A 26,285-nucleotide genomic window follows, 5' to 3' on the forward strand; every position below is an offset into this window, starting at 1 on the left:
TTTTCTGACAAATATTTCTCAAATAAACTTCGAGTAATTTCTACCATCTAATCAATGAAAATAATTTCGATCGATTAACCAGTAAAAATCCACACAAGTTGTTCTTCTTCAATTCTTAATGATCTTCTCGATGATTCGTCACCATCAAGCTAGGTCGGCTATATTACTCTCAATCTCTTAAAAGTCAACAGGCAATTTAGATATTTTTAAAACTTATTCTCAAACACAAGATTCAAACCTTTCAATCCAAATCCTTGTTTCTCAACAAGTTTTTATCTGCATCACCGCCGATGGATGTGCATTCTACAGCATTTCTAACTCCACACAACCCCTTTTTTTAATTTATTTATTTAAGTGGGTATTTTTAGATCAATTTCACATTTCTTCTTATATTTTGTCAGTGAATTTGCTTTAATAATAGATGAGTACTTTAACTGTATTCTGCTTAATATGTTTTGTGCTAAATAGTACAATCATTTTTATGACCGTATTTCGCTCAGACCGCGATTAAGGATTAATATGCATTACTCCAATTTTATCTTGCTTGGGTTGTTAACTGCTGGAGCATGCTCATCCGTATTTGCTCAAGAGACGCTTAATGAAGCAGCAACTGATAGCAATCCAACTGTAATCTCAAATGAACATAAGACATCAACAATACAAGCAATAAAAGATTTAAAACATCTCACTAAAAATGATTTAAAAGTCAATGCAAATGCTGCTCAGCCAGACGAAGTGAAAGATCCATTACAACCATTAAACCGTCAGATTTTCCTTTTTAACGATGCATTAGACCGCAATCTATTGAAACCGGTAGCAATACAGTATGTTGCTAAAGTTCCTGTAGAGGTTCGTAGCCCTTATCGTCAGTTCCGTAAAAATCTGGGCGAACCGTGGAATGCTGTGAATCAAGTGATTCAAGGCCGACCTAGCCGCGCAGCAAAAACCTTAGGTCGTTTTACTGTGAATACACTCACAACCTTAGGTTTTGCTGACCCTGCTCGTCGTTTAGGGTTATCAACAGAAGAAGAAAACTTCGGTGTGACTTTAGGCTATTACGGCGTTCCTTCTGGCCCTTATGTCATGTTGCCATTTTTTGGCCCAAGTACGTTTCGAGATGGTTTTGGCTTAGCCGCAGATAGTTTTGGTCGTCCACAGAAATATTTACTTGACGATCAAGATGGTATTTATTGGTCAAGCAATGTATTGCAAGCTGTAGATGCCCGTTCACAGCTTCTCGATATTGAAGAAAGCTTGAAAGGTGATAAATATTCGATGATTCGTGACTTTTATTTGCAACGTAAGGCTTTCCAAATTGCAGAGAAACGTGGTGATGCAAATGACATTTCCTTTATCAACGATGCAGATGATAATGATGAATCATTTTCAGATGAAGAATAGTTAAATTAAAATAATGTCTTACAAACTTATGTGTCGCTAGTGAATTTAAACGCTAGCAACACTAGGTTTTAAGTTATCTTTCATCTATGATGAATTAAAAAGTGATCATACAAAGGATTGGCAATACATCAATGTATTTCATTCAACCCACACGCTCCATACCTTACTTAGATCAAGCTTTAACTGAGTTACCGACCCTCCAAATCATTCAAGTGAATGATTTGGATTTGTATGATCAAACAATTATTGCGATTGCTGATGTACAAGACTTCCTAAAATATCAATGGAAACTTCCAACCATTGTGCTTGCATTTGAACATGAAGGTGCTGCACTCGCTCAAGCGTGGGAAATGGGTGCATTAGCAGGTTGGATGTGGGATAACCTCCCCAAGAATCCAATACATGCTTTATTTAAAATTGATGCGCAATACAAGCGAAATCAAGACAGCCGCGATCTCCCCTCTGCGGCAGAGTTACAGCAGCGTCTTTTACCAAATCCAATTCAATTACCAAACTATCAATTCGAATCTTTTTTCCAACCATCTGCCTATTTATCTGGGGATTGGTACGATTACTGGCGATTAAATGATGAAGAGGTCTTATTTTATCTGGCTGATGTTTCAGGGCATGGTGTCACCAGTAGTTTATTGACGTCATGGATGGCGGCTTTTCATGGTCGATCAAAAACGCCAAGTCAACTGATTCAGAAACTCAATGCCATGTTGATGCAAGAAAATATAGAAAAGCACATTACCATGGTAGCAGGGATTCTAAATCTAGTAACAAACGAGGTTCGCTGGTCGAGCGCAGGACACTATCCTCCTCCTATTATTTTCGAACCAAACCAACCACCACAAATTCTATCGACCAGTAGTTTTCCCTTAGGGCTCACAGAAGAACTGGAAGTTGAAGAACATCACTGTATACTCAATCGCCAAGCACGGTTCATTTTATGTTCTGATGGCGCGCTTGAGCCTTTCGATGGTGGATTGAATGATCAGTTTAATCAATTGGTCGAACATCTACAGAATAACTCCTTCCGCGCCCCAGAACATGTCGCCGATGACATTGCCATTCTAAGTTTATGCCGAATGAATTAATCATAAAATCAATATCTTAACCAGTTCACAGTATCCAAGCCCTTGTGTCTGGAATATCACTATGGGATAATTTTATATCCTTTCTCTGAAAATGGCATTTATATGTCAACAGGTCATGTTGAATATGCAAGTTTGAACGGAACGCATATTTTCAAGCTTATTGGCGAAGTGCGTGCTCACTCTTGTATAAGTCTAGACAAACTCCTCAACCGAATTGAACAACAACAGAACGTTGTTGGTGCAATTGTTGATCTTACCCAAGCCACTTTTATTGACAGTACCGTCTTAGGAATACTGGCAAAACTAGGCTTAAAACTTAAGCAAGCGCACCACATACAAGCCGTAATGCTTTCAACCAATGCCGATATTACAACCTTAGCCAACAGCATGGGGCTAGCACAAGTGTTTGTAATTTTGGATTATTGTGGTGATCCTAATGTATGCACGCTAGAGCTTACTGAAGAACATATCACGCATAGTGCTATGCTTAACACCGTGCTTGACGCGCATAAAACACTCATGCGTTTGAATGAAAACAACCAGAATATGTTTGAGCCTCTGGTTAAACAATTGCAAAAAGAACAAGATTGCTTAAGTATCGATGTACAAAAACAAAATGTTTGATCACTAAATTCTGTATCGTGACTGGCTTATGACCTTACTTTCCGTTGTACAAATGAACTCCCAAGATGACATTGAGGCTAACTTCCTTGTCATTGAATCATTGATCCAACAAAGTAAGGCACAAGCCGCAAAACTGATTGTCTTTCCTGAAAACTTTGTCTGTTTTGCTGCAGGTAAACAACGTGAAACTGCAGCTCAATTTGAAAGCATTCAAAAACGTTTAGAGCAACTCGCTCACCACTATCAAATTTGGATCGTTGCTGGCACACTCCCTTGCCCTTTTCGCCCCGATGGTTCAATCGTTCCCGACGGTCGCGTTCGGACTGTAAGTCTATGTATTAGCCCTGAAGGCACAGAAGCGCGCTACGACAAAATTCATTTATTTGATGTTCAGGTTGGAGATCGCGTTGGTGGTTATCAAGAATCAGAATTCTTTGAGCCGGGCAATCAAGCTGTTGTGGCAAAAACACCATTTGGCAATATTGGCTTAATGGTGTGTTATGACTTACGCTTCCCTGAGCTTGCCTTAACTTTACGTCAGCAAGGTGCAAATATTTTAACTGCTCCCGCTGCATTTACTTACACCACAGGTCAATTACATTGGCAGTTATTGTTGCAAGCGCGTGCGATGGATAGTCAATGTTATGTTTTGGGTGCAGCACAACAAGGTTGGCATGGTCAGCAGCGTCAAACTTGGGGGCATGCGGGTATCACCGATAGTCGTGGTCAACTGGTGCAAATGCTCAATACAGAAGGTCACGCTTTAATCAGCTCAACTTTTGATCTCGCAGAACAAGAAGCGGTACGTCTTGCAATGCCGTTGATGCAACATCGCCAACTCATCCATTATTAGAAATATATTTCCTACTTTAAATATCTAAACTTCAATTAAACCTTTATATTTTTGGCATGAGCTGACTGTGCTGATCATTTTTATTCATGTCAGCCAACTTAAATCATGATTTAATACAAATTATTGAACTCTGTCGAACAAAGCAAAATGACTTTATTCGATGAGTGAAATAATATTGTCAATTCATTCTTATTAAGCTTTTGTTCATGTTTAGATTTATTAGCATATTGTTTTTTCTAGGGGCAACGACACCACTCCATGCGACATCAGTAGAAGATATTCCTGATGTATCAACCAATACGCAAAATAATTTATCCACACCACAAAACTTGTCTCTCAATACTTTTGGTCAATGGATCATTGGCTGGGGCACAGGGGCGGAAGGTGCGAGACAACGCTTAGACTATATTCAGCCTGAAGATGTGGTGATCATTAAACAAAAAGGGACAACCTTGGAAATGATCAAAGCATGGCAGCAGCATTATGAGCAAGAAGCTCAGAAAAATATAAGTAACCCCACCGCTCGTTATAGAGCAAGATTAATGAAAAAAATTGCAGAGCTTTGGTAAACAAATCCTATAACAATAAGCACTTAATATTCAAAATTGAACAACCTTTACTTACTTGTTTTTTCATTCATATAGCGTACGATCTAATGCTATTCAATAATATTCGGGAATAATAATCATGTCTTTAGAAAAAGTGGTTTACAGCGCAAAAGCGAAAGCAACAGGTGGTCGTGATGGCCGTGCAACGTCTTCTGATGGTGTTTTAGATGTTCAATTAGGTGTGCCAAAAGAAATGGGCGGTGCTGGTGGTGCTGTCACCAATCCAGAGCAACTTTTTGCCGCAGGTTATTCTGCATGCTTCTTAGGGGCAATGAAGTTTGTTGCGAATCGCGATAAGTTCAACATAAGTAAAGATGCTTATGTTGAAGGTGAAGTTGGGATCGGCCCTATTCCAAATGGATTTGGTATTGAAGTGACTTTAAATGTCTATCTCATAGGAATGGAGGAAGCAGAGGCACAGCAACTGGTTGATGCTGCTCACATCGTCTGCCCATACTCGAATGCAACACGTAATAATATTGATGTGAATTTTAATATCGTAACTGCTGAATAATACTCTCACTGATAAAAAAACAGCATGGATTCACCATGCTGTTTTTTTTCGTACCGCTGATTGCTTATCCTTCGGCAGCTTCATTGGTGACGCGCAATACTTCTTCTAAAGTGGTTTTGCCAGCTAAGACCTTTCTTAAACCATCATCACGAATTGAGCCCGATTGTTTACGAACATAGGTTTCTAACTCATATTCAGCAGCATTACCATGAATCAGGCGGCGCATCGATTCATCAACAGGTACAATTTCATAAATGGCCGTTCGCCCACTAAACCCTACGTGTGAACAATGCTCACAACCCTGCGGCTCTGGTAACTCCATTTGATGATTGACATCGAGGTGTTTGAAAAGTTGTTGTTCGAAATCATCCGCTCTACGCCATGTCACACAATGTGGACACAAAGTACGAACCAAACGTTGCGCAATCACGCCAATCAGAGAGCTTGCAAGTAAGAAAGGCTCAATCCCCATGTCTTTTAAACGCGTGACTGCACCAATTGCAGTATTGGTGTGTAGCGTTGATAAAACCAAATGACCTGTCAATGACGCTTGAACCGCAATTTCAGCCGTTTCAAGATCTCGGATCTCTCCGACCATGACCACATCAGGATCTTGACGCAACATCGCTTTAAGCGCGCGAGCAAAGGTCATATCAACTTTGGTATTGACCTGTGTTTGACCAATCCCTTCGAGTTGATATTCAATCGGATCTTCCGCAGTCAAAATATTACGCGTGTGGTCATTCAGATCAGAGAGTGCCGCATACAGTGTGGTGGTTTTACCCGAACCCGTTGGTCCAGTCACAAGGATAATGCCATGTGGACGATGTACCAATTGAGTTAAACGTGCGTAATCACCTTGCATCAAGCCTAAATGGGTCATATTTAAACGCCCAGCTTGCTTATCCAGTAAACGCATCACCACGCGTTCACCATGTGATGATGGCAATGTCGATACACGCACATCAACTTCGCGTCCAGCTAAGCGCAAGGAAATACGACCATCTTGCGGAATTCGCTTTTCTGCAATATCAAGTTTAGCCATGACTTTGATACGTGAAACCAACAACGGCGCTAACTCACGACGCGGCTGTACGATTTCACGCAGTTGACCATCAACACGCAGGCGTACCGAAAGTTTTTTCTCAAAGGCTTCAATATGGATATCAGATGCACTGACACGAATTGCCTCTGACAGCAAGGCATTAATGAGACGCACAATAGGCGCATCATCTTCCTGATCCATCAAATCTTCCGCTTCAGGAACTTGATCCGCCAAGCTCAACAGATCGGGGTGATCTTCTAAACCCGCGGCAACTTGTTGCGACTCGCCTGTATCTCCTGCATAGCTTGAACTGAGTAAAGCATGAAACTCTTGCTCGGTACAAAGTTGATCATGAGCTGACTTCCCCAAAATTCGACGTGCTTCCTGCAAAGCAATACGCGCCGTTTCCTTGCGTCGCACAATAAAAACTTGATCGCCTTCATAACGGAACAAAACGCCATGCCGTTTGGCAAAACTATATGGAATTTGTATTTGTTTAAGTATTTGCATCACACAAATAATGATAAAAGAAAGCATTGAGTGTACTCTAAGCTGGTTACAGCGTGAAGTCTCTTTAGCATCCTCACAAAGGAATTTTGCATCTTGTCTCAAAATAATCTATATGAAACGCCTCATTCAGAATCTTTGAAGTGGTGGGGCGAACAAAAATTTGAAATTCAACAAGCCAAAGCTTGGCAATTCGGTTCATTACTCTTCCGTCTCACACGCGGAATTAAAGAGTGGCGATTGGAATACCATCGTCCGCACTATCAGAACGATTATGAACAACAGTGGCGAATTCTAACGGATACTGAATTTGCAATGCCACAACCTGCAAAAATTGAACGCTACATGCTTCATAAAACCAATGAGACGTTTCATTTGATGCCACGTCTAGCCGATCGTTCAGTGGTCATTAAACCCGTAGATCCTATTTATATCCCAGCTGGTCAACGGGGAACACTTTATATCAGTACCCCTCTGTGGATTGCTGGTTTGGCTGATGGATTGGTAGAGCCTTTGTTTGACATTCCTGTGATTCAACCCAAAGACACATGGTTCGGGAAAAATCCTCAACATGGAGAAATTTGCTACGCCACTTCGGTTGATGGTCGCACGGATTTAAACCTTTTAACACCGCGTGCTTTTCGCGCAGTCACGCCCATCGAATTTCAAAACAACAGCCCACATCAACTCCGTTTTGACCGTATGAATGTCCCCGTGCCTGCCCTCCCTCTATTTTATAGCGAAGGCACTGGGCGACTATGGACCTCCAAGATCAAGGTTTATTATGATGGTGCTGAACAAGCACGAATTCGCATCGAGAATAGAACGCCAAATCAAGCAGGAGAAGTGACCTATATTCACCCTCCACGCTCACCCAATAGTACTTTTTTGAATATGTTTGACTCGTTTTTTTAAGAGGTTGCTATGCCAGATTCCAATATTCCAAAAGATGTTGCAAGCAACCTCACCAGCATATTTACCAATATTAATTTTGCGCGACTCAGTGAAATTGTAGTCGCGATTATTTTGTGTTTTATTGGTTTTATCATTGCAAGATTATTATCCAATACCTTTATCCGAACCATTGGCAACCGACTCAATGCACATCAACGCCTTTTGTGGCGCAGAGGGATTTTCTATTTCATTTTCTTACTGTTCATTATGACCAGTCTAAGAGAAGCAGGATTTAAACTCAGCGTTTTTTTAGGCGCGGCAGGTATTCTCACCGTCGCACTGGGTTTCGCCTCACAAACCTCTGCATCCAATTTAATTAGTGGTTTGTTTCTGATCGGTGAAGGTTCTTTTGAAGTCGGTGATACTATTCAAATCACATTGATTCGAGGACATACCATTGAAGGTGAAGTCATTTCGATTGACCTACTTTCGGTCAAGCTTCTGACACTAGATAATGTGTATATTCGCTTGCCAAACGAGCAATTGATTCGTGCACCGGTCATGAATTTATCTAAATATCCAATACGGCGTATTCCCATTACACTGGCGATTAACTTTCACGAAGATATTATTAAAGTCAGACAGGTGTTATTAGATGTCGCATCAAAATATCCGCTCGTGATGGATGACCCTAAACCAGCCGTCACAGTGACTGCTTTTAAAGAATCCTCAATCGAAATTTTATTTGCGGTATGGTGTCGTCAAGAAAACTATATTCAAGTTCGTGATGAAATGCAGGAACGTGTTCGTAATGGTTTCTTAGAAAATGAAATTGAAATTCCAGTACCCAAAATGGGTTTAATTGATCGACCTGCATCATTGGAAAATGATGAAATCGATCAATATACACACCAAAAAGAGCTCAAAAAAGAACAGAAAGAGAAATAATCAGCGCTGTTTCTCAGGCTCGTCAATCGCAGGTGGCAAAGGTGCAAGATATGCTATCACCAACATGATTGCACCAGACCCAATAAATGAAATCACACGGGTCAATGTGCCACTTTGCGATAGGTCAAGTAATAATAATTTAGCCACCACGATACCTAACAACGCAGCACCGACAAACCAAATTTGACGAATATGACGACGACTAGAAAACGTCATGAGCACAAAAGCTAAAATCATCCACAATAAGGTCAAGCTCAGTTGCACATCACCATTTTTCCAAATTGCACCACCCCATAATGGCGTATCTAAATAATGATGCATGGCACGAACCACCACACTACTCAAGACCAATAAACCAATTAAAATGGTTGTAACTTTAAAGCCCCATTCAATCGATCTTTCAGCACTGAAATCGTGATGATAAATGATCCAAATCATGCCAATGAACATCAACAAAGACAGAATGTCAGTCAAATTTAACAGCGGCACACTATAATATTGCTCAGCAGAATAAGGATCTAGACTGACCAGTAGCAACCAAAATAAGGTTAAACTCCAGACAGGGAGCTGATGCAGCAATTGGGTCTGCTTCGATGCAAACAACCAAATACTATAGATCGCTGGAATAAGTGCTAAAGCAATCACTGGCATGCTCGGGAAAATAGCCAAGCCAATACTCGCCAAGCTCAGCCAAAGCAAAGTTGACCACACCAGCAGATAAGTTTTGGATGCTAAAGACTTTAACACCACAAGCAACACGGTTAAACCAATTGAAGCAATCAAAAAGCTCACTTGACTTAAATAACTTGACCAATGCCCTAACCAATAGACATTTTCAGCCAAACTTGCGCTATAAAGTAAAAATAATAGTCCGCCCAACAAGGTGAGCTGTAGATGCTGCCATTGCAATTTTGATTTCAAATAAACTGCAACGCTAAATATCGCCAGTAAAACCACAGCAACTGCTAAATAAGGACTGAGTCTATGTTGCTGCCACTGCATCAACTCAACAGCAGCGATCGAACCCGCGTACATGCCTAATGCGATAAAAATCCCACTCAACATGCGTGAACTAAAATACTTTTCGACTTGTTGATAATGTAATAAATAAAATGCCGAGATAAATTGAGCTAAGGCATAAATGACAGTACTGAGGACTGGGAAATGGTCATTGGACCAAACTTGGAACATCAGTGCAATTGAACTGAATAGAACCAATGCTACCCCAATATAACGACTCAAACGATAACGTTCAGTCACTCCCCAAACAATCAATGCTGTTCCTTGAATCACCCAACCTGTTGAGGTCCAATGTGCACCTTTAGCAAGCGGGAAAATCAACGCAACAAAAACCACTGCAAGGATAAAAAAGCTTTTTGCTAAGATCGATAATTGGGGATGCTGACGTTTAATCCAGATATTTAAAACGATATAAACAACCGCCAATGCCACTGCACCCCAAGTCAATGCTGAAGTTGAGTTATGCATCAAATAAGCATGTAAAGAAAAGCCAAGCACAGGCACACTAAAAATCAGCCCAACATCCAAAATCGGCTGTAAACGCTGTGCTTTAGGCGCTGTTTCTTGTTGCAGGTTTTGCGCACGTAACATCAATTGGCTATAACGAATACTCAGCCAAATAAATAAGGCAATATGCAACCAAAGGATAAAATCAAGGGTTGTGTATTGCTGATGTTCTGCATAAATAGCAATGACCGCTCCACCAATAAACATGGTGGCAAAAAACGCAATTTGGTGCAGGATCTTCCAAGGTTGAATAAAGTTAACGGCGGCAACAGCCAAATTAATCAGAAAATAATAAGCAAATAAAAAGATGACATCAGGATGATTTTGCGGAATAAGTAATGGCGCAAGATAGGCCATAGTCAACGCAAGGATGGCCAAATATAGGGCTTGTTGTTTGAGGCTAAGATAGACGGTTGCCAATAATAAAATCACAAAAAGGATACTGGCAGTGGTCAAACTAGCAATCACTGCAAAATGATGCGAGAAAATAAGTGTTAAAAAGACAATCGCTAAACCTAAACCTTGTAAAGCCACTGCAAATAGCTGATTTTTCTTTTGTAGTAAATAACCTACAATTGTTGTAATCCCACCTGCACAGGCGATAAAGCCGAGTTTTACACCGAGGCTTAACTGCCAATGTTCACTGGCAAACCGTAACAGCAGTACCACGCCAACCATTAAGATCGCTACCGCAACACGCAAAATTGGATTGCCATGGATCATCCAATCAAATGTAGGCTGCCACCATGCTGCATCTTTAGATTCAGACGGAGAGCTTATAGGGAAAGGGTTTTGAGTATTGGGTTGTTGACTTGATCCAGTATTGGCTTGCATCCAAGCAGGATGTTGTGACTCAGACACTGGTAAAGTAGTGGTTGTCGTCGAAGACTGTGATGGTTCTATATCTTGAGAAAAATGTGTGGATTCAATTTTCTGTGCAGCAATTGAAGACTGTTCTAAATGTAGCAATCTGGTTTGAAATGCACTGATGGTTTGAATCAAACACAACATCAGTACCAATAATGCACCGCCTGCGAGCCACATCCACGTGTTGGCATAGGCAAATAACGCAACCAATGCGGCGCTATAAATCAGTACCCGCTGTATCCCAATTCCAGCGGATTGATCCGAAAAACCAGAACAGGCTTGTTCCAACTGACATAAGCGTTGATGAATTTCAGAAAGGATGTGCACAATAACAACGGTTAGTCCCACGGTGGCAGCAACAATGGTTCCCTGCCATTTAAATGCAATGGCGCAAGCCAGCAACACAGTCAAAGCAATTAAAACAATGACAATTCCCTGTTTGTCTTTTTTATACATAGACTTATATCAATAAAACAGCTTCATTGAGGCTATCTTACTTGATCACTAGATAAGCAGCTATTTTTGCATACAAAATACTGCAATTTTTTAAAGCGACGTAACTCGTCATTGCACAACACGGCGACAAGGACAGACAACACTTTTTCACGTAAAATACCTGCTAACTTATAATTAGGATTTGCGAAATGCCACCTTTTGTCTTGGTTGACGGGTCTTATTTTTTATTTCGTGCTTATCACGCGTTACCCCCGTTAACGACGTCTACTGGCTTACATACCAATGCAATACGTGGTGCAATTTCAGCAATTCAAAAATTGATGCGTCGTACACAACCGACGCATATGGCGGTGATTTTTGATACGCCTGAACCTACTTTTCGCCATGCTCTTTCGCCTATTTATAAGGGTGATCGTCCAAGTATGCCCGAAGAATTGTCTCAACAGATTCCCTATTTACATGCATTAATTAAGGCACAAGGGATCCCTTTATATTATCTCGCAGGCGCTGAAGCCGATGATATTATTGGAACTTTAACCAAGCAAGCACTGAGTGAAGGTCATCATGTTCTGATTTCAACGGGTGACAAAGACATGGCCCAACTGGTCAATGAACATGTCAAACTCGAAGATAGTTTCAAAGAACGTGTGCTTGATGAAGCGGGAGTTTTTGAAAAATTTGGCGTTCACCCGCATCAAATTATTGATTATCTCACCCTCATGGGCGATGCATCAGATGGCATTATGGGGGTTCCAGGTATTGGCGCAAAAACTGCAGCTAAGCTCCTCAATGAATACGGCTCACTAAATAATATTATTGCCAATGTCGATCAGCTAAAAGGCAAAATCAGTCAAAATATCAAAGACAGTTTAGACAACATCAAAATTGATCACCAATTGGCAAGTATCGTCTGTGATCTTGAGCTAAATCTAGATTGGCATGAGCTTAAACTCAGCAATCCAAATATTGATCAGCTACGTGATCTCTATACAGAACTCGAATTTCGTAATCAATTACAATCCTTAGACCACCCGAATAATCCAAACACCTCGGCTTATCAGCAAACCTCACAAAAAATTGTGAAAGCAGAGCAAAAAGCTGAAACGATTGTGACCGAAGATCACGCCACACTTTCAAGTCAAGATGATCAGCTCGGAACAGCCACTTATCATACGGTTCTCACACAACAAGACTGGGATGCATTGTTACAACGAATGCAACAAGCAGATCATTTTGCCATTGATACAGAAACCACGAATTTAGATTATCGTATTGCAGAACTGGTTGGTTTCTCGATCGCATTTGATGCCAATGATGCATTCTATGTGCCTGTGGCGCATGATTACGAAGGCGCACCCGAACAACTGAATCGTGACCAAATTTTAGCTCAAATCAAACCAATTCTTGAAAATGAGCAGGTCAAGAAAATTGGTCATCATCTAAAATATGATGCCCATATTTTTGCCAATCATGGCATTACCATTCGAGGCTGGTACTTCGATACCATGCTGGCATCTTATGTGTTGAATGCAGCAGCGACACGTCATGGTATGGATGATGTCGCACGACTTTATCTGAGCCATTTGACCACCACCTTTGAGCAAATTGCAGGTAAAGGTGCCAAACAGAAAACCTTTAATCAAATTGAACTCGAAGTTGCAGCACATTATGCAGCCGAAGATGCGCATGTCACTTATCGACTGTATGAAGTTTTATCAGGAAAATTAAAAAGCTCCCCAGAACTTGTGAATATTCTGCACAATATCGAAATGCCAGTTGCGCGTGTGTTGACTGCCATGGAAGAAGATGGCATCAAGCTCGATCATCAGTTCCTTGATCAGCTCAGTGTTGAATTTTCAAAGACCATACAAACACTAGAAAATCAGGCCACTGAACTGGCAGGTGAAGCTTTTAATGTTTCTTCACCAAAACAAGTGGGTGAAGTCTTATTTGAAAAGCTGGGGATTAAAGGCGGTAAAAAAACGGCTACGGGACAGTTCAGTACCAGTGAAAGTATCTTAGAAAAAATTGAACATCCACTCGCCGAAGTCATTTTAGAACACCGCGGCTTGGCAAAACTGAGAAATACCTATACTGACCGTCTGATTGAGCAATCTCATAATACAACACATCGTGTTCACACCAGTTATCACCAAGCCTTGACCACCACAGGTCGCCTATCTTCGACAGACCCAAACCTACAAAACATTCCTATTCGTACCCCAATTGGACGACAAATCCGTAAAGCCTTTATAGCACCTGAAGGTCGCGTGCTATTGGCAGCCGATTATTCACAAATTGAACTGCGTTTGATGGCGCATTTTTCTCAAGACGATGCTTTGATCCATGCATTCCAACAAGGGCAAGATGTACACCGTCGTACGGCGTCAGAAGTATTGGGCATTGCGATTGAAGATGTCACCAATGACCAACGCCGCCAAGCCAAAGCCGTCAACTTCGGTCTGCTTTATGGCATGTCAGAATTCGGCTTAACCCGTCAATTGGGCTTTACTCGAGAAGAGTCACGTAGCTATATCGCACGTTATTTCCAACGTTATCCAGGTGTTTTGGATTATATGGAGCGCACGCGTCAGATCGCACGTGAACAAGGTTTTGTTGAAACAATTTTAGGTCGTCGCCTCTATACACCTGATATTTTGGCAAGCAATAAAATGATCAAGCAAGCCGCTGAACGAGCTGCGATTAATGCGCCACTGCAAGGCAGTGCGGCTGATATCATCAAGTTAGCGATGATTGCCGTGGATCAAATGTTACCAAAAGAACAAGCTAAACTCTTGTTACAAGTACACGATGAACTGGTCTTTGAAGCGGACGCAGCAATTGCAGATGAACTTTCCAAGCAAATCGCTGAAGTGATGCAATCCGTCTTGAAAATCTCAGTTCCATTTGTGGTTGAAGTTGGACAAGGGCTGAATTGGGACGCTGCACACTAACCCTGATTCTGAGCAAAAAAAAAAAAAGAGATGCTAAGCATCTCTTTTTTTTTAATCAAAGCTAGACAATTGCTCTAAGCATTGTTTCAGCCACAAATAACACTAAAAATGCAAGAATCGGTGATAAATCAATCATCCCCATACTTGGCATCACTTTACGGAAAGGTGCCAAAATCGGCTCGACCAATTCCTGAATCACCTCCATATAAGGCGATCGGAATTGCGAAAGCATCATGATCCAGCTACAAATAATAAAAGCAAAAATCATATATTTAAGGAGCGTCACCAAAGACAATAGCATTTCTTTTACTGTAGAAACAATAAAATATAAGGTGCTCCCCGTACCAACGCCAGCTAAATGCTTTTCTCCCCACATTTTCAGGAAGTAAAGCAAAATAACCAGAACCAATGCGGCTAAATTAACCCGTCCTTTGCTCACCGTTGGGAAAATACGGCTGAAAACATCTACAATCTTGGTCGCTTTCGTTGTTGAAAGCACCACGGGATTGTAGGGAGTGACTGCCGCCAATTGCATTAAAAAACGGAAAAAGATCAATAAAATTGCAACATTGATCAAAACACCAAAAATTAGCGCAGAACTTGCACCCATAATTGTCTTATCCTACTTAAACTGATTTAGTCTTGTCACTCAACTCTTGCGCAAGCTCTTGGCTGCGTTTCTGAGCTGCTGCAAGCGCTGCTTGAATATTTTGTGAAATCTGTGCACGATCAAACACCTCTAAGGCTGCTTGAGTTGTGCCATTTGGTGAAGTCACATTTTTACGTAATTCTGCTGGAGAATTTGAACTGGTAATCGCCATTTGCGCCGCGCCCAGCGCAGTCTGCAAGGTTAATGCAGTAGCAACTTTTTCATCTAAGCCCAAGTTTTTACCCGCGCGAATCATACTTTCCATTAAATAGAAAAAGTAGGCAGGGCCTGAACCAGATACCGCAGTTACCGCATCAATTTGCGCTTCATTATCAACCCAAATGGTTAAACCAGTCGCCGCTAAAATTTGACTGGTTAATTCACGATCTTTAGTACCTACAGCCGCAGGTGCATAAATACCATGTGCGCCCGTTTGAACCAATGCAGGCGTATTCGGCATCACACGTACAATACGTTCGCTACCGCCGATTAAATCTGAAAGGGTTTGAATCTCAGCGCCCGCAATAATTGAAATCACGAGTTTATCTGACAACAACCCTTTTAATGGTTGTAAAACCGTTGCTAAGACCTGTGGTTTTACCGCCAATACAACAACATCAGCATCTTTGATCGCTGCAACATTATCTGTCGTGGTTTGAATCTCTTTTTCTTCTAATATTTGACGAATCTGCTCTACTGGGTCAGACACTGTAATGCGTGTGGTTGGTAAGCCACGAGAAAGTAACCCACCGATCAAGGCTTGCGCCATATTACCGCCGCCAATAAAACAGATATTTTGATTCAATGATGTCGCCATGTCCTACTCGTCATGTAATAAAGACTGATGAAAAATACAGTCAGAAATTAAACTTGGTTGCCAACCGCCCTGCACCAGATACTCAGATTGCGCCAACCAAAAACCTTTTGGGCTAAAAACCCCAAGCATAACATTATCCACGACTAATATTTGAATTGTATGACGTAACCAAGGCAAAATCTGCGCATCTTGAATGGCTTTTTTGAGTGGCCAATGCCCAACTCGCCCATAGAGATGGATTTTTTCACCACCTTGTCGTTTCAACAACTGCAACTCTCTATCGAATAGTTGAGGAGAAAGACCTAGACTTTGAGATTCAATTTTAAACTGCCCTGCTGCCACCTGAATATGCTGTCCTAACAAATAGCGCTGTGAAATAACATCAGCAAGTGTCGATAATTTTTCTGCATATAGGATGTCATGGCTTAAACGGTACAACGTTTTTTGATAACGCACATAATAATACGGATGCACATGTAAGGTCGCTTGCGCATCTGGTTTGGCTGCAATCACTTCTTGTTGTAAACGCTGAACCATGTCGTAACTTGGTCGGTATTGTGCATTGCCTTTCATCCATGAGGAGAGCAATTGACGCTGACGTGCATGAGATAATTCTTTGAGTTTAGTTAAATTGAGTTCATCAAATGTTGCGCATTGCTGCCAATCATTTTGCAGCACTTCATCTAAAATCTCAGCCGCATCCTGCATTAAATAGCTACTACGTGCGACCGCCGCCTGCATTTTTGGAAAGCGATGTTGCAACACATCCCACAGCACCTCTCGACACCATGCCCGATCATAATGAATATCGTGATTGCTTGGATCGGTCACATACTCAAGACCGATGTGTTGTGACCATTGTTCAATCTGTGCTCGACTCAGATCTAAAAATGGCCGCCAAATGGTCAGCTCTTTACGTACGTCGATTTGTTGCATCGCCGCCAACCCATTGACACCTGCACCTGAGAATAAACGCAACAAAACCGTCTCGGCTTGATCTTGTTGATGATGCGCTAAAACTAAAATTTCATTGGCTTGTAAATGTTGTCGATAGGCTTGATAACGGGCTTGGCGAGCTTGTTGTTCTAAATTGCCGGTTTCAACTTGTACTTTCTGAATGATACAGGGAATATTAAGTATCTTTGCCTGTTGTTGCACCAACTCCCCCCATAGCACACTAGGCTGTTGTAATTGATGATCAACATAAATGGCACGAATTTTATCGGGAAAAAGTTCAGACATTAGAGACAGCAACAGCATGGAATCCATGCCGCAGCTACATCCAATTAAGAATTGAGTTTGCTCTGAAAAATGCTGTGCTTGCGCTAAGACGCGATGCCTAAATTGCTGCTGCCAAACTTCATTAAACGTTGATAACGTGCTTCGCATCGTGCTTGTGCATCCATCGGTTGCAATTCTTCCAAGGCTTGTTTTAACACATCTTTTAGGTCATGCATGACTTTTTCAGGTTGCAAATGTGCACCCTCGCCTTCATCCACGACATATTCAACAATACCAATCGCTTTTAACTTATCCGCAGTCAATGCAAGTGCTTCACTCGCTTGCGCTGCTTTATCTGCTGTTTTCCATAAAATAGAAGCACAGCCTTCAGGTGAAATCACCGAGTAAATACTGTGTGAAAGCATGATAACACGATCAGCCACACCAATACCCAAAGCACCACCTGAACCACCTTCACCAAGTACGGTTGCGATCACAGGTACTTTCAAACTCGAAAGTTGTGCCAAACTCGTTGCAATTGCTTCTGCCTGACCACGTTCTTCAGCACCTACACCGGGATAAGCACCCATGGTATCGACAAAAGTAAAAACAGGTAAATTGAAACGTTCAGCCATATCAAGTAAACGTTGAGACTTTCGATAACCTTCGGGGTTACACATCCCGAAGTTATGTTGCAGTTTCTCACGGGTACCACGTCCACGATGTTGACCCACCACCATCACAGGCTGTCCATCAAAACGTGCTAAACCACCAATCATCGCACCGTCATCACCATATAAACGATCGCCGTGAAGTGCATCAAATTCAGTGAAAATTTCACTCACGTAATCGAGGAATTGCGGACGTTCAGGATGACGTGCAATTTGAACCGTAGTCCAAGCCTTGGACTGAGTCGCTTTATTTTTCATAAGTCGTAAATAATCCCTAACAAGGATGCAAGGTCTGTTGACACTTTCTATAAGTTATACGCACATTGCGTTTCAAGCTGAAAGATCAACAGCTCCTAGGTTAATCAACAAATTTATCTGACACGATATGCAAACCAATATTCCAATGCTTAAATTGCACTTGCTCATCATGCAAATCTGCAACCAGTAAAGGCCATTGCTTCGCATCGCCAGAAACACTCAGTTGCCATTGTTGATCATTTACCACACTGAGTTCAATGGCAGGAAGCATCTGATCACTACGACTATGATTTAGTAAAACTGCAAGACGAAGAATCATGCAAAGATAAACTAAATGATGACCACCAACTTTTAATACATCGTTTTTAGCATCTGCACGTAACTTACGACGATGATGAGAAATCAGATGCGAAAGATGATTTTGATCAATTTGTGAAAAACCAGGAATATCTGAATGTTGTAATAAATAGGCACCATGACGGTGATAACCACCATGACTAATGGCCAATCCAATTTCATGTAAATAAGCCGCACGACGCAGTAAGTCACTGTCTTCAGTAGTTAAATCTAGTGCGTCAGCTACACCATTAAACAAGTGCTGGGCGGTATTGACCACACGCTCTGCCTGTTTTGGATCGGCATTGTAACGACCCATCAATGCTTGAACACTGCGATCGCGAATATCTTCATGTTTGAATCGACCCAACAAGTCGTACATTACACCTTCACGTAATGCACCATCCGAATAAGCAAGCTTATCAATGTTTAATACATCAAAAATCGCATACAAAATCGCAAGTCCAGCTGGCAAAACTGCTCGACGATCTTCACGTAAGCCTTCGAAATCAATTTCTGAAGTATGCTTAAATTTCAACAAACGATCTTTGAGCTTATATAGACCATCACGAGTCAGGTTTTCCTGTTCGTCACTCAAGCCAAGATTCACTAAAATTTGACGACAGGCTTTAATGGTTCCGCTCGAACCCACCACGGTATCCCAGCCTTCCATTTTATAGGTATTGGCAATACCTGACATTTCTTTACGTGCAGCAACAACAGCCTTATCAAAGGCCTTGGTTGAAATCTCACCTTCAGCAAAAAAAGCCTTACTATATGCCACACAGCCCATCTGCAAAGACTCGGTATAAATAGGCTCGAACTCTTCACCAATAATAAATTCTGTTGAACCACCGCCAATATCAACAACTAAACGACGTCCGCCATTGGCCATGGTATGCGAAACACCGAGATAAATGAGGCGCGCTTCTTCACGACCTGCAATAATTTCAATAGGTTTAGGCAAAATTTCAGCGGCTTTTTGGATAAACTCGTGACCATTCTTGGCTTGTCTTAATGCATTGGTCGCAACGATTCTCAGGCGATTTGGCTGCACCGAGCTCAAACGCCCAACAAAACGCGCTAAACAAGCTAAACCACGTTGTTGAGCAGCTTCTGTTAAATTTTTATTTTCATCTAGCCCAGCAGCTAATTGTACTTTTTCTGACATTGAAGCAACTTTTTTCACTTCACCGTGATCAACACGAGCAATTGCAAGATGGAAACTGTTCGACCCCATATCTATTGCAGCAAGTAATTCTTCATCAATCAGAAAATCAGACATTATTCGTATAAACCCATGCTCAATTCACGCATTAGAGTAATTCACATGCTTACAATTTTAAAGTCATTTTAAACAATAAAACGCGTGTATTTTCGCTTATAGCTTATAAATGATTGTTTAAGTCGATGAACAGCATCGTGAGCAACCATTAGACTTTTCACTTTCTAACTTGAATAATCAGAACAAACCCTTACATTGAATAAAGTAGCAATGTAATATTCTTTCTGATACTGAATTGATACTTTATTTCTTAAATTTGGAGCAACCCCATGTCTGCGACTATTGTTAATACAACTGATGAAAACTTCCAAGCAGATGTATTAGATGCTGAAACTCCCGTACTTGTTGATTTCTGGGCTGGCTGGTGTGCGCCTTGTAAAGCCATTGCACCAGTCCTCGAAGACTTGTCAAACGAATATGCAGGAAAAGTTAAAATCGTTAAAGTTGACGTTACTGCATGCGAAGAAACAGCAGTAAAATACAACATCCGTAACATTCCAGCATTATTGATGTTTAAAAATGGTGAAGTTGTTGATCAACAAGTCGGTGCAGCACCCCGTTCTAAACTTGCAGCATTTATTGACCAAAACATCTAATTAAGTTGTATAACTGTCAATCTGCGGAAATACGCTATTCATTGATTAGCGTATTCCTCCGTAAAAATTGACAAAGCAGTTGATTTCGTCTATATTTCTCGATCAAGAAGCTTTGAATGGAATCTACTTCATCGCGCTTCTTACACGATACAAAACATAAGATCGCCGCTCGGCAATAACAATTGTTTTCACATTTCTCTCTGAAACAATGAACCAGACTACTGGATCGTAATTGTTTAATACAATTACATCAGTATATATGCGGTCGATTTTTTCTTTCCCAACACAATCCTCCACTTATTCCATTCTGTCTGACCACTTATGAACTTAACTGAACTCAAGAAAAAACCCATTGGCGAACTCATTAAAATTGCGGAGTTTATGGGCCTTGAAGGCATGGCACGTAACCGTAAACAAGATATTATTTTTGCCATTTTAAAACGCCATGCAATGAATGGCGAAGAAATCTTTGGTGATGGCGTTTTAGAAATCCTTTCTGATGGCTTTGGTTTTTTACGCTCCGCTGCTGGTTCATATTTAGCTGGACCAGATGACATTTATGTCAGCCCATCACAAATTCGCCGTTTTAATTTACGTACGGGTGATACCATTACAGGTACGATTCGCCCACCAAAAGAAGGTGAACGTTATTTTGCTTTATTAAAAGTGAATCAAATTAACTATGACACACCAGAAAACTCACGTAACAAGATTTTATTTGAAAACTTAACTCCATTGTTCCCAACCGAACAAATGGTGATGGAGCTTGGTAATGGCACAACAGAGGATCTAACCTCTCGTGTTGTCGACCTTGTGGCACCGATTGGTAAAGGTCAGCGTTCAATTATTGTTGCACCGCCAAAAGCGGGTAAAACAATGCTTTTACAAAACATTGCTCAATCCATCGTTCGTAACAACCCAGAAGTCTTCTTGATCGTTTTACTCATTGATGAACGTCCAGAAGAAGTGACCGAGATGGAACGTACAGTTCGTGGCGAAGTCGTGGCATCAACTTTTGATGAAGCCCCTGCTCGACATGTCCAAGTTGCGGAGATGGTCATTGAGAAAGCGAAACGTCTAGTCGAGCATAAAAAGGATGTTGTGATTCTGCTTGACTCTATTACTCGTTTAGCCCGCGCCTATAACACGGTTGTTCCATCATCAGGCAAAGTACTTACAGGTGGTTTGGATGCGCATGCGCTCGAACGCCCAAAACGCTTCTTTGGTGCTGCACGTAATATCGAAGAGGGTGGTTCACTGACCATTATCTCGACTGCATTGATCGAAACAGGCAGTAAAATGGATGATGTCATCTATGAAGAGTTTAAAGGTACAGGTAACCAAGAGATTACGCTCGATCGTCGTATCGCGGAAAAACGTGTCTTCCCTGCCATGAACATTAAGAAGTCTGGCACGCGCCGTGAAGAACGCTTAATGGGAGAGGATAACCTTCGTAAAGTTTGGATTTTACGTAAACTACTTCACCCAATGGACGAACTTGCAGCGATGGAGTTCTTACTTGATCGCATGAAAGAAACCAAGACCAATGATGATTTCTTTGACCAAATGAAGCGTAAAGCCGCAAACTAGGTCGATCATCCAATGATCACAACAGCCACCCTTATGGTGGCTGTTGTGATTTGGTTGACATGCTTACACAACAGTTACAATTAGATTATTCCTTGATAGCAAATCACTATCTGTCTGATTTATATATTTATATATATAAAAGCTTTGCTATTTTTCTCTAGAATACCGATTCAGAAACAATCTTCCATAGTTATTTCCTATCAAAAAATGACCGTTTTTTGTCTATTTTTGTCGTTTTGCCAGACAGGATAGTAGTAATTCATGATTTGCTTTGATAGGATAGCATCTGACTAGTTAGGCTGCTCCCTGCGTTGTTTCCTAAAATATTTAGGAATAATAAAAGCACAAACAGACTAACTCAGGTTTTTTTTAATCTCACAATTTTATGAGAGTGATGCCATGTTATTCAAAAAATTCGCTGTTATTGCTGCTGTTGCAACTACTTTAGCTTTTGTTGGTTGCTCTAAGAAAGAAGACGCTGCTGCTACTGACGCAACTGCTGCTGCTTCTGAAGCTGTAGCTGCTGCTTCTGAAGCGACTGTTGAAGCTTCTGAAGAAGTTGCTGCTGCTGCATCTGAAGTTGCTGCTGCTGCATCTGAAGTTGAAGTTGCTGCATCTGAAGTTGCTGCTCAATAATCTAGCTTTAGATTAAAAAAAAGAGAACCCAAAGGTTCTCTTTTTTTATGCCTGAAGATCTATTTAAGTCAGTTAAAATTGTTTCAGACTTAAAAAAGCAGATCAATCGATCTGCTCATTTCCAACACGTTGTCTAAATTTCTGACCCGCTCTAAAGGTCACAACTCGACGAGCAGAAATCGGAATTTCTTCACCCGTCTTTGGATTACGGCCAGGGCGCTCACGCTTATCACGTAACTCGAAATTCCCGAACCCAGAGAGTTTGACTTGTTCGCCCGCAATCAATGCTTGGCTAATTTCGTCAAAAAACAATTCGACCATTTGTTTTGCTTCACGGCGATTTAAGCTCGTGAGTTCACTTAAATGGTCCGCCATATCTGCTTTTGTTAATGCTGTCATGAGGCCCTCAATGTCGCTTGATAAGTGTTTTCCAACACTTGAATAATGTTATCCATACCAGATTTGATTTCAGCATCTTCAAGCGTACGAGTTGGGTGCTGCCATAACAATGCGAAAGCTAAAGAACGCTTGCCTTGTTCGACTCCTTGCCCCGTATACACATCGAACAACCATGTAGAGTCAAGTAACTCTCCCCCAGTCTGTTCAATCATGCGCTGAATATCTTTCACCACAATCTTATCAGAGATTAAAAGCGCAATATCACGTCTAACTGATGGAAAACGTGATAATTCTGTAAAATTAGATACATAAGATTGCAAAACTGCTTGCTGATCGAGCTCAGCAACCCAAGTCGTACCCAAATCCAAATCATTTTCCAAAGATGGATGTAAACGCCCTAAATAACCGATTGACTGCCCATCGACCAGAACTTCAGCAGACTGCCCTGGATGCAACCACGCTCGCTCGGTGCGAACAAACTCAACCTTAACACGTCCAGCCGCCAAAATTTCTTCAATTTCACCTTTAAAATCAAAGAAATCCATTGCAGTCGGCTTAGCATGCCAAGATTCAGGTACCTGTGAGCCTACTGCAATCAACGCCAATGTTGGAATCTGCTTAAGGTCATGAATATTTTGCGCATTTTGATAGTCAAAACGCAAACCCAACTCAAAGAAACGAACACGATGTTGTTGACGATTCAAGTTATATTGCACACAAGGAATCAAACTAGATAACAGTGTGCTACGCATTGCCGCCAAATCACTTGAAATTGGATTCGCAAGCATGAGCGGTTGTACATTTGGATTGAGTTGTTTTTCCAATTTCGCATCAGCAAAACTAAAGCTAATCGCTTCCTGATAACCCAAAGTTGCAACACTTTGACGTAGTTGTGCAATATCAAAACCATCTTGGTACTTTTTCAACTTCACATCAATTTGCGGCAAACTGATTTGAATATTGTCATAACCATGAATACGGGCAACCTCTTCAATCAGGTCTTGATAAATCACCATATCATAACGATGCGAAGGCGGAGTCACAGACCACTGGTCTTCAGCTAAGGTCTCAACAGTACAACCAAGGCGACTCAAAGCATCCGCAATAAAATCACCTGCAACTTGATATCCTAACAATTGATCAACTTGACTTTGTTTTAACTGAATTGTTTCGCGTTTTGGTAATAATTCAGCTTGTTCAGCAACTGTAATTGGACCAAATTCACCACCAGCAAAGGCCTGAATCAACTCAGAAGCACGATGCATTGCGATCATTGGCAACTCAAAGTCAACACCACGTTCATAGCGCTGTGATGAATCGGTATGCAAACCAAAACGACGTGCACGGCCAGCAATCGCTAAAGGTGCAAAGAACGCACTTTCAAGGAAGATATCTTGCGTATCATCCGTAACCGACGAATCTAAACCACCCATGATGCCAGCAATCGCCAATACTTTTTGATCATCAGCAATCACCATCATGTCATCTTGCAGTTCAACTTGTTGATCATTAAGCAAGGTCAGTTGTTCTTTTGGCTGAGCTTGGCGTACCTGAATCGAACCATCAATCTTCGCCAAGTCAAAGGCATGCATCGGTTGACCCAACTCAAGTAAGACATAGTTGGTGATATCGACCAAAATACTATGGCTGCGAAGACCAGAACGCGTAAGCGCTTGTTCCATCCACCCAGGCGTTGCTGCTTTTACATTTACATTTTTGATGATACGACCCAAATAGCGTGGTGTACCATCAGTGCTAATCGATACTGATTTTTCATCTAAAATGCTTGCTGCAATGGCTTGAATTGTAGGTTCATTAACTTTGAATTGATTAATCACGGCGATTTCACGCGCAATACCACGGATACTAAAACAGTCGCCGCGGTTTGGTGTGATGCTAATATCGATTACATTGTCATCGAGTTTGAGATAGTCACGGATATTCATCCCGACAGGTGCATCAGCTGGTAATGCCAATAAACCATCAATTTTATCTTCTAAATCAATTTCGGAAGCACCGCAAAGCATACCTTGTGATTCCACACCACGTAGCTTGCCTTTTTTAATTTTAAAATCGCCAGGCAACACAGCACCAATGGTTGCTACAGGTGCTTTCATTCCTACGCAAACATTTGGCGCACCGCAAACGATCTGTAATGACTCATCTGAACCAATATTTACTGTGGTAACACGTAAGCGATCCGCATCTGGATGTTGCTCAACCGTAACGACCTCACCCACAACAACCCCAGTAAATGGTTTGGCTACAGGCGCCAACTCATCGACCTCCAAACCAAGCATGGTGAGTTGATCAGACAGTGCTTCGCTATCAATTGAAGGGTTCACCCACGTGCGCAGCCAATTTTCACTAATTTTCATTTGTATAAACCTTTGTTAATCCTGAAATACTATTAGGCGAATTGGCGTAAGAAACGCACGTCGTTTTGGTAGAACATACGCAAATCATTGATGCCATAACGCAACATTGCAAAACGCTCTACCCCTAAACCAAAAGCAAAGCCTTTGTATTTATCAGGATCAATACCTGCAGCACGCAGTACATTTGGATGTACCATGCCACAACCTAAAACTTCTAACCAGCGACCACGCTCGTCCATGATATCCACTTCTGCACTCGGCTCTGTGAATGGAAAATAAGAGGGACGGAAACGTACTTTTAAGTCTTTTTCAAAGAATTCATTCAGCAGGTTAATTAATAAACCTTTTAATTCAGCAAAGCTGGTATTTTCCGCGACATACAAGCCTTCGATCTGATGGAACATCGGAGAATGCGTCTGGTCGGAGTCACAACGATAAACACGACCCGGACACACAATACGAATAGGCGGCTGATTTGTTTCCATGGTACGGATTTGCACACCCGATGTATGGGTACGAAGTAGATGAGTCGCATCAAAATAGAAAGTATCGTGCATCGCACGTGCTGGATGGTGTCCCGGAATATTTAGGGCTTCAAAGTTATGATAATCGTCTTCAACCTCAGGACCATGTGCGACTTGGAAACCCGCTTTGGTAAAGAATTGGCAAATACGCTCTTGAACTTGAGTGACAGGATGGATACTCCCCATGCGTTGACCGCGACCGGGTAAAGTAATATCAATCGTTTCACTTGCTAATTTTTTTGCAAGTTCAGCTTGTTGTAAGGTCTGTTGGCGCTCAGTCAAAGCAGCATTGATTGCTTCACGAACAGCATGGATCGCAGCACCTTGTACTTTTCGCGCTTCAGGGTCCATTTTTCCAAGTGCTTTCGACTGTTCTGCAAGCTGGCTTTTCTTCCCTGTAAATTGGACTCGTACTTGATCGAGTACAGCAAGGTCTTGAGCCGCTGCAATGGCAGCAAGCGCTTCAGTGGTCAGGGCTTCCAGTGACATAGTAACTCTCAAAGCAACAAATTATAGAAATATAATAAAACGCTATAGTTTATCAGCTTTTTATCTGTTTTTTGAAGATTAAGCCGATTGAAAAAACATATACCGCAACAATTTGATAAAATCGTCAATACCGCTAAA

22 protein-coding genes are annotated in these 26,285 nt (G+C 41.4%); 12 read left to right on the forward strand and 10 right to left on the reverse strand.

The window, feature by feature from the left end:
• The first annotated feature begins 519 nt into the window (after nt 1-519).
• The 6 genes from F903_RS15305 to F903_RS15330 all read left to right on the forward strand — a co-directional run bounded on the left by F903_RS15305 (nt 520) and on the right by F903_RS15330 (nt 5,100).
• Nucleotides 520-1,401 carry an MlaA family lipoprotein gene (locus tag F903_RS15305; protein ID WP_005198378.1) on the forward strand — a complete coding sequence of 294 codons (882 nt, stop codon included), beginning with the start codon at nt 520-522 and terminating at the stop codon, nt 1,399-1,401.
• 131 nt (nt 1,402-1,532) lie between these two features.
• Nucleotides 1,533-2,501 carry an RsbU family protein phosphatase GigA gene (gene gigA / locus F903_RS15310; RefSeq protein ID WP_004672565.1) on the forward strand — a complete coding sequence of 323 codons (969 nt, stop codon included), beginning with the start codon at nt 1,533-1,535 and terminating at the stop codon, nt 2,499-2,501.
• Nucleotides 2,502-2,603: 102 nt separating this feature from the next.
• Complete coding sequence (gene gigB, locus F903_RS15315) at nt 2,604-3,125, forward strand: anti-anti-sigma factor GigB (RefSeq protein ID WP_004672564.1); 522 nt, start codon at nt 2,604-2,606, stop codon at nt 3,123-3,125.
• Between the two features lie 28 nt (nt 3,126-3,153).
• Nucleotides 3,154-3,978 (forward strand): carbon-nitrogen hydrolase family protein, encoded by an 825-nt coding sequence (locus tag F903_RS15320; protein WP_005198382.1) that lies wholly within the window; start codon nt 3,154-3,156, stop codon nt 3,976-3,978.
• Nucleotides 3,979-4,184: 206 nt separating this feature from the next.
• Nucleotides 4,185-4,547, forward strand: coding sequence for a DUF4951 domain-containing protein (locus tag F903_RS15325; protein ID WP_005198383.1), 363 nt, complete (start codon nt 4,185-4,187; stop codon nt 4,545-4,547).
• Nucleotides 4,548-4,665: 118 nt separating this feature from the next.
• Entirely contained in the window at nt 4,666-5,100 is a 435-nt protein-coding gene (locus F903_RS15330; RefSeq protein ID WP_005198385.1) for an organic hydroperoxide resistance protein, read from the forward strand.
• Nucleotides 5,101-5,164: 64 nt separating this feature from the next.
• Here F903_RS15330 and gspE read toward each other — a convergent pair whose 3' ends face one another.
• Nucleotides 5,165-6,655 carry a type II secretion system ATPase GspE gene (gspE, locus tag F903_RS15335; RefSeq protein WP_034595181.1) on the reverse strand — a complete coding sequence of 497 codons (1,491 nt, stop codon included), beginning with the start codon at nt 6,653-6,655 and terminating at the stop codon, nt 5,165-5,167.
• A 93-nt stretch (nt 6,656-6,748) separates the two neighbouring features.
• On the opposite strand from gspE, the gene F903_RS15340 reads away from it, so the two are divergent.
• Nucleotides 6,749-7,567, forward strand: a complete 819-nt coding sequence (locus tag F903_RS15340) for a hypothetical protein (RefSeq protein WP_005198387.1) — start codon at nt 6,749-6,751, stop codon at nt 7,565-7,567.
• A gap of 9 nt (nt 7,568-7,576) precedes the next feature.
• Nucleotides 7,577-8,494: a mechanosensitive ion channel family protein gene (locus F903_RS15345; RefSeq protein ID WP_004672555.1), complete on the forward strand. Its 918-nt coding sequence runs from the start codon at nt 7,577-7,579 to the stop codon at nt 8,492-8,494.
• Here F903_RS15345 and F903_RS15350 read toward each other — a convergent pair whose 3' ends face one another.
• The gene (locus F903_RS15350; RefSeq protein WP_005198390.1) at nt 8,495-11,344 is read right to left on the reverse strand and encodes a DUF2339 domain-containing protein; all 2,850 of its coding nucleotides are present in this window, start codon (nt 11,342-11,344) and stop codon (nt 8,495-8,497) included.
• A 188-nt stretch (nt 11,345-11,532) separates the two neighbouring features.
• Between F903_RS15350 and polA the strand changes: the two genes are divergently transcribed.
• The gene (gene polA / locus F903_RS15355) at nt 11,533-14,298 is read left to right on the forward strand and encodes a DNA polymerase I (RefSeq protein ID WP_005198393.1); all 2,766 of its coding nucleotides are present in this window, start codon (nt 11,533-11,535) and stop codon (nt 14,296-14,298) included.
• Between the two features lie 61 nt (nt 14,299-14,359).
• Here polA and F903_RS15360 read toward each other — a convergent pair whose 3' ends face one another.
• The 5 genes from F903_RS15360 to ppx form a co-directional block, all read right to left on the reverse strand.
• A complete protein-coding gene (locus tag F903_RS15360; protein WP_004672550.1) occupies nt 14,360-14,908 on the reverse strand; it encodes a YggT family protein in 549 nt (182 codons plus the stop codon).
• A 16-nt stretch (nt 14,909-14,924) separates the two neighbouring features.
• Entirely contained in the window at nt 14,925-15,764 is an 840-nt protein-coding gene (gene proC, locus F903_RS15365) for a pyrroline-5-carboxylate reductase (protein WP_004672549.1), read from the reverse strand.
• Between the two features lie 3 nt (nt 15,765-15,767).
• A complete protein-coding gene (tilS, locus tag F903_RS15370) occupies nt 15,768-17,153 on the reverse strand; it encodes a tRNA lysidine(34) synthetase TilS (protein ID WP_081400738.1) in 1,386 nt (461 codons plus the stop codon).
• Nucleotides 17,090-17,914: an acetyl-CoA carboxylase carboxyltransferase subunit alpha gene (locus F903_RS15375; RefSeq protein WP_004672544.1), complete on the reverse strand. Its 825-nt coding sequence runs from the start codon at nt 17,912-17,914 to the stop codon at nt 17,090-17,092. The genes tilS and F903_RS15375 overlap by 64 nt, the downstream gene beginning before the upstream one ends.
• 100 nt (nt 17,915-18,014) lie before the next feature.
• Nucleotides 18,015-19,535 carry an exopolyphosphatase gene (gene ppx / locus F903_RS15380; RefSeq protein WP_005198398.1) on the reverse strand — a complete coding sequence of 507 codons (1,521 nt, stop codon included), beginning with the start codon at nt 19,533-19,535 and terminating at the stop codon, nt 18,015-18,017.
• Between the two features lie 269 nt (nt 19,536-19,804).
• Here ppx and trxA point away from each other — a divergent pair, with 269 nt between their 5' ends.
• The 3 genes from trxA (at nt 19,805) to F903_RS15395 (ending at nt 22,357) form a co-directional block, all read left to right on the forward strand.
• Nucleotides 19,805-20,131 (forward strand): thioredoxin, encoded by a 327-nt coding sequence (gene trxA / locus F903_RS15385; RefSeq protein ID WP_004672540.1) that lies wholly within the window; start codon nt 19,805-19,807, stop codon nt 20,129-20,131.
• A 321-nt stretch (nt 20,132-20,452) separates the two neighbouring features.
• Nucleotides 20,453-21,721, forward strand: coding sequence for a transcription termination factor Rho (gene rho, locus F903_RS15390; RefSeq protein WP_004672538.1), 1,269 nt, complete (start codon nt 20,453-20,455; stop codon nt 21,719-21,721).
• A gap of 399 nt (nt 21,722-22,120) precedes the next feature.
• Complete coding sequence (locus F903_RS15395) at nt 22,121-22,357, forward strand: hypothetical protein (RefSeq protein ID WP_005198401.1); 237 nt, start codon at nt 22,121-22,123, stop codon at nt 22,355-22,357.
• Between the two features lie 102 nt (nt 22,358-22,459).
• Here the strand turns inward: F903_RS15395 and F903_RS15400 are convergent, their stop codons facing one another.
• From F903_RS15400 to pheS, 3 genes are read right to left on the reverse strand one after another with little or no spacing between them, the layout of a single operon-like run.
• Entirely contained in the window at nt 22,460-22,756 is a 297-nt protein-coding gene (locus tag F903_RS15400) for an integration host factor subunit alpha (RefSeq protein ID WP_000126166.1), read from the reverse strand.
• Entirely contained in the window at nt 22,753-25,134 is a 2,382-nt protein-coding gene (pheT, locus tag F903_RS15405; protein WP_005198410.1) for a phenylalanine--tRNA ligase subunit beta, read from the reverse strand. Before pheT ends, F903_RS15400 begins: the two co-directional genes overlap by 4 nt.
• Nucleotides 25,135-25,166: 32 nt before the next feature.
• Nucleotides 25,167-26,147 (reverse strand): phenylalanine--tRNA ligase subunit alpha, encoded by a 981-nt coding sequence (pheS, locus tag F903_RS15410; protein WP_004672532.1) that lies wholly within the window; start codon nt 26,145-26,147, stop codon nt 25,167-25,169.
• Nucleotides 26,148-26,285: the final 138 nt, after the last annotated feature.

It is taken from the genome of Acinetobacter sp. NIPH 298, from assembly GCF_000369505.1.
GTDB lineage: Bacteria > Pseudomonadota > Gammaproteobacteria > Pseudomonadales > Moraxellaceae > Acinetobacter.

Coding starts and splice junctions, on each gene's coding strand:
- F903_RS15305 (WP_005198378.1), top strand. CDS start 520: ATGCATTACTCCAATTTTATCTTGCTTGGGTTGTTAACTGCTGGAGCA.
- gigA (WP_004672565.1), top strand. CDS start 1,533: ATGTATTTCATTCAACCCACACGCTCCATACCTTACTTAGATCAAGCT.
- gigB (WP_004672564.1), top strand. CDS start 2,604: ATGTCAACAGGTCATGTTGAATATGCAAGTTTGAACGGAACGCATATT.
- F903_RS15320 (WP_005198382.1), top strand. CDS start 3,154: ATGACCTTACTTTCCGTTGTACAAATGAACTCCCAAGATGACATTGAG.
- F903_RS15325 (WP_005198383.1), top strand. CDS start 4,185: ATGTTTAGATTTATTAGCATATTGTTTTTTCTAGGGGCAACGACACCA.
- F903_RS15330 (WP_005198385.1), top strand. CDS start 4,666: ATGTCTTTAGAAAAAGTGGTTTACAGCGCAAAAGCGAAAGCAACAGGT.
- gspE (WP_034595181.1), bottom strand. CDS start 6,655: ATGCAAATACTTAAACAAATACAAATTCCATATAGTTTTGCCAAACGG.
- F903_RS15345 (WP_004672555.1), top strand. CDS start 7,577: ATGCCAGATTCCAATATTCCAAAAGATGTTGCAAGCAACCTCACCAGC.
- F903_RS15350 (WP_005198390.1), bottom strand. CDS start 11,344: ATGTATAAAAAAGACAAACAGGGAATTGTCATTGTTTTAATTGCTTTG.
- polA (WP_005198393.1), top strand. CDS start 11,533: ATGCCACCTTTTGTCTTGGTTGACGGGTCTTATTTTTTATTTCGTGCT.
- F903_RS15360 (WP_004672550.1), bottom strand. CDS start 14,908: ATGGGTGCAAGTTCTGCGCTAATTTTTGGTGTTTTGATCAATGTTGCA.
- proC (WP_004672549.1), bottom strand. CDS start 15,764: ATGGCGACATCATTGAATCAAAATATCTGTTTTATTGGCGGCGGTAAT.
- tilS (WP_081400738.1), bottom strand. CDS start 17,153: ATGCGAAGCACGTTATCAACGTTTAATGAAGTTTGGCAGCAGCAATTT.
- F903_RS15375 (WP_004672544.1), bottom strand. CDS start 17,914: ATGAAAAATAAAGCGACTCAGTCCAAGGCTTGGACTACGGTTCAAATT.
- ppx (WP_005198398.1), bottom strand. CDS start 19,535: ATGTCTGATTTTCTGATTGATGAAGAATTACTTGCTGCAATAGATATG.
- trxA (WP_004672540.1), top strand. CDS start 19,805: ATGTCTGCGACTATTGTTAATACAACTGATGAAAACTTCCAAGCAGAT.
- rho (WP_004672538.1), top strand. CDS start 20,453: ATGAACTTAACTGAACTCAAGAAAAAACCCATTGGCGAACTCATTAAA.
- F903_RS15395 (WP_005198401.1), top strand. CDS start 22,121: ATGTTATTCAAAAAATTCGCTGTTATTGCTGCTGTTGCAACTACTTTA.
- F903_RS15400 (WP_000126166.1), bottom strand. CDS start 22,756: ATGACAGCATTAACAAAAGCAGATATGGCGGACCATTTAAGTGAACTC.
- pheT (WP_005198410.1), bottom strand. CDS start 25,134: ATGAAAATTAGTGAAAATTGGCTGCGCACGTGGGTGAACCCTTCAATT.
- pheS (WP_004672532.1), bottom strand. CDS start 26,147: ATGTCACTGGAAGCCCTGACCACTGAAGCGCTTGCTGCCATTGCAGCG.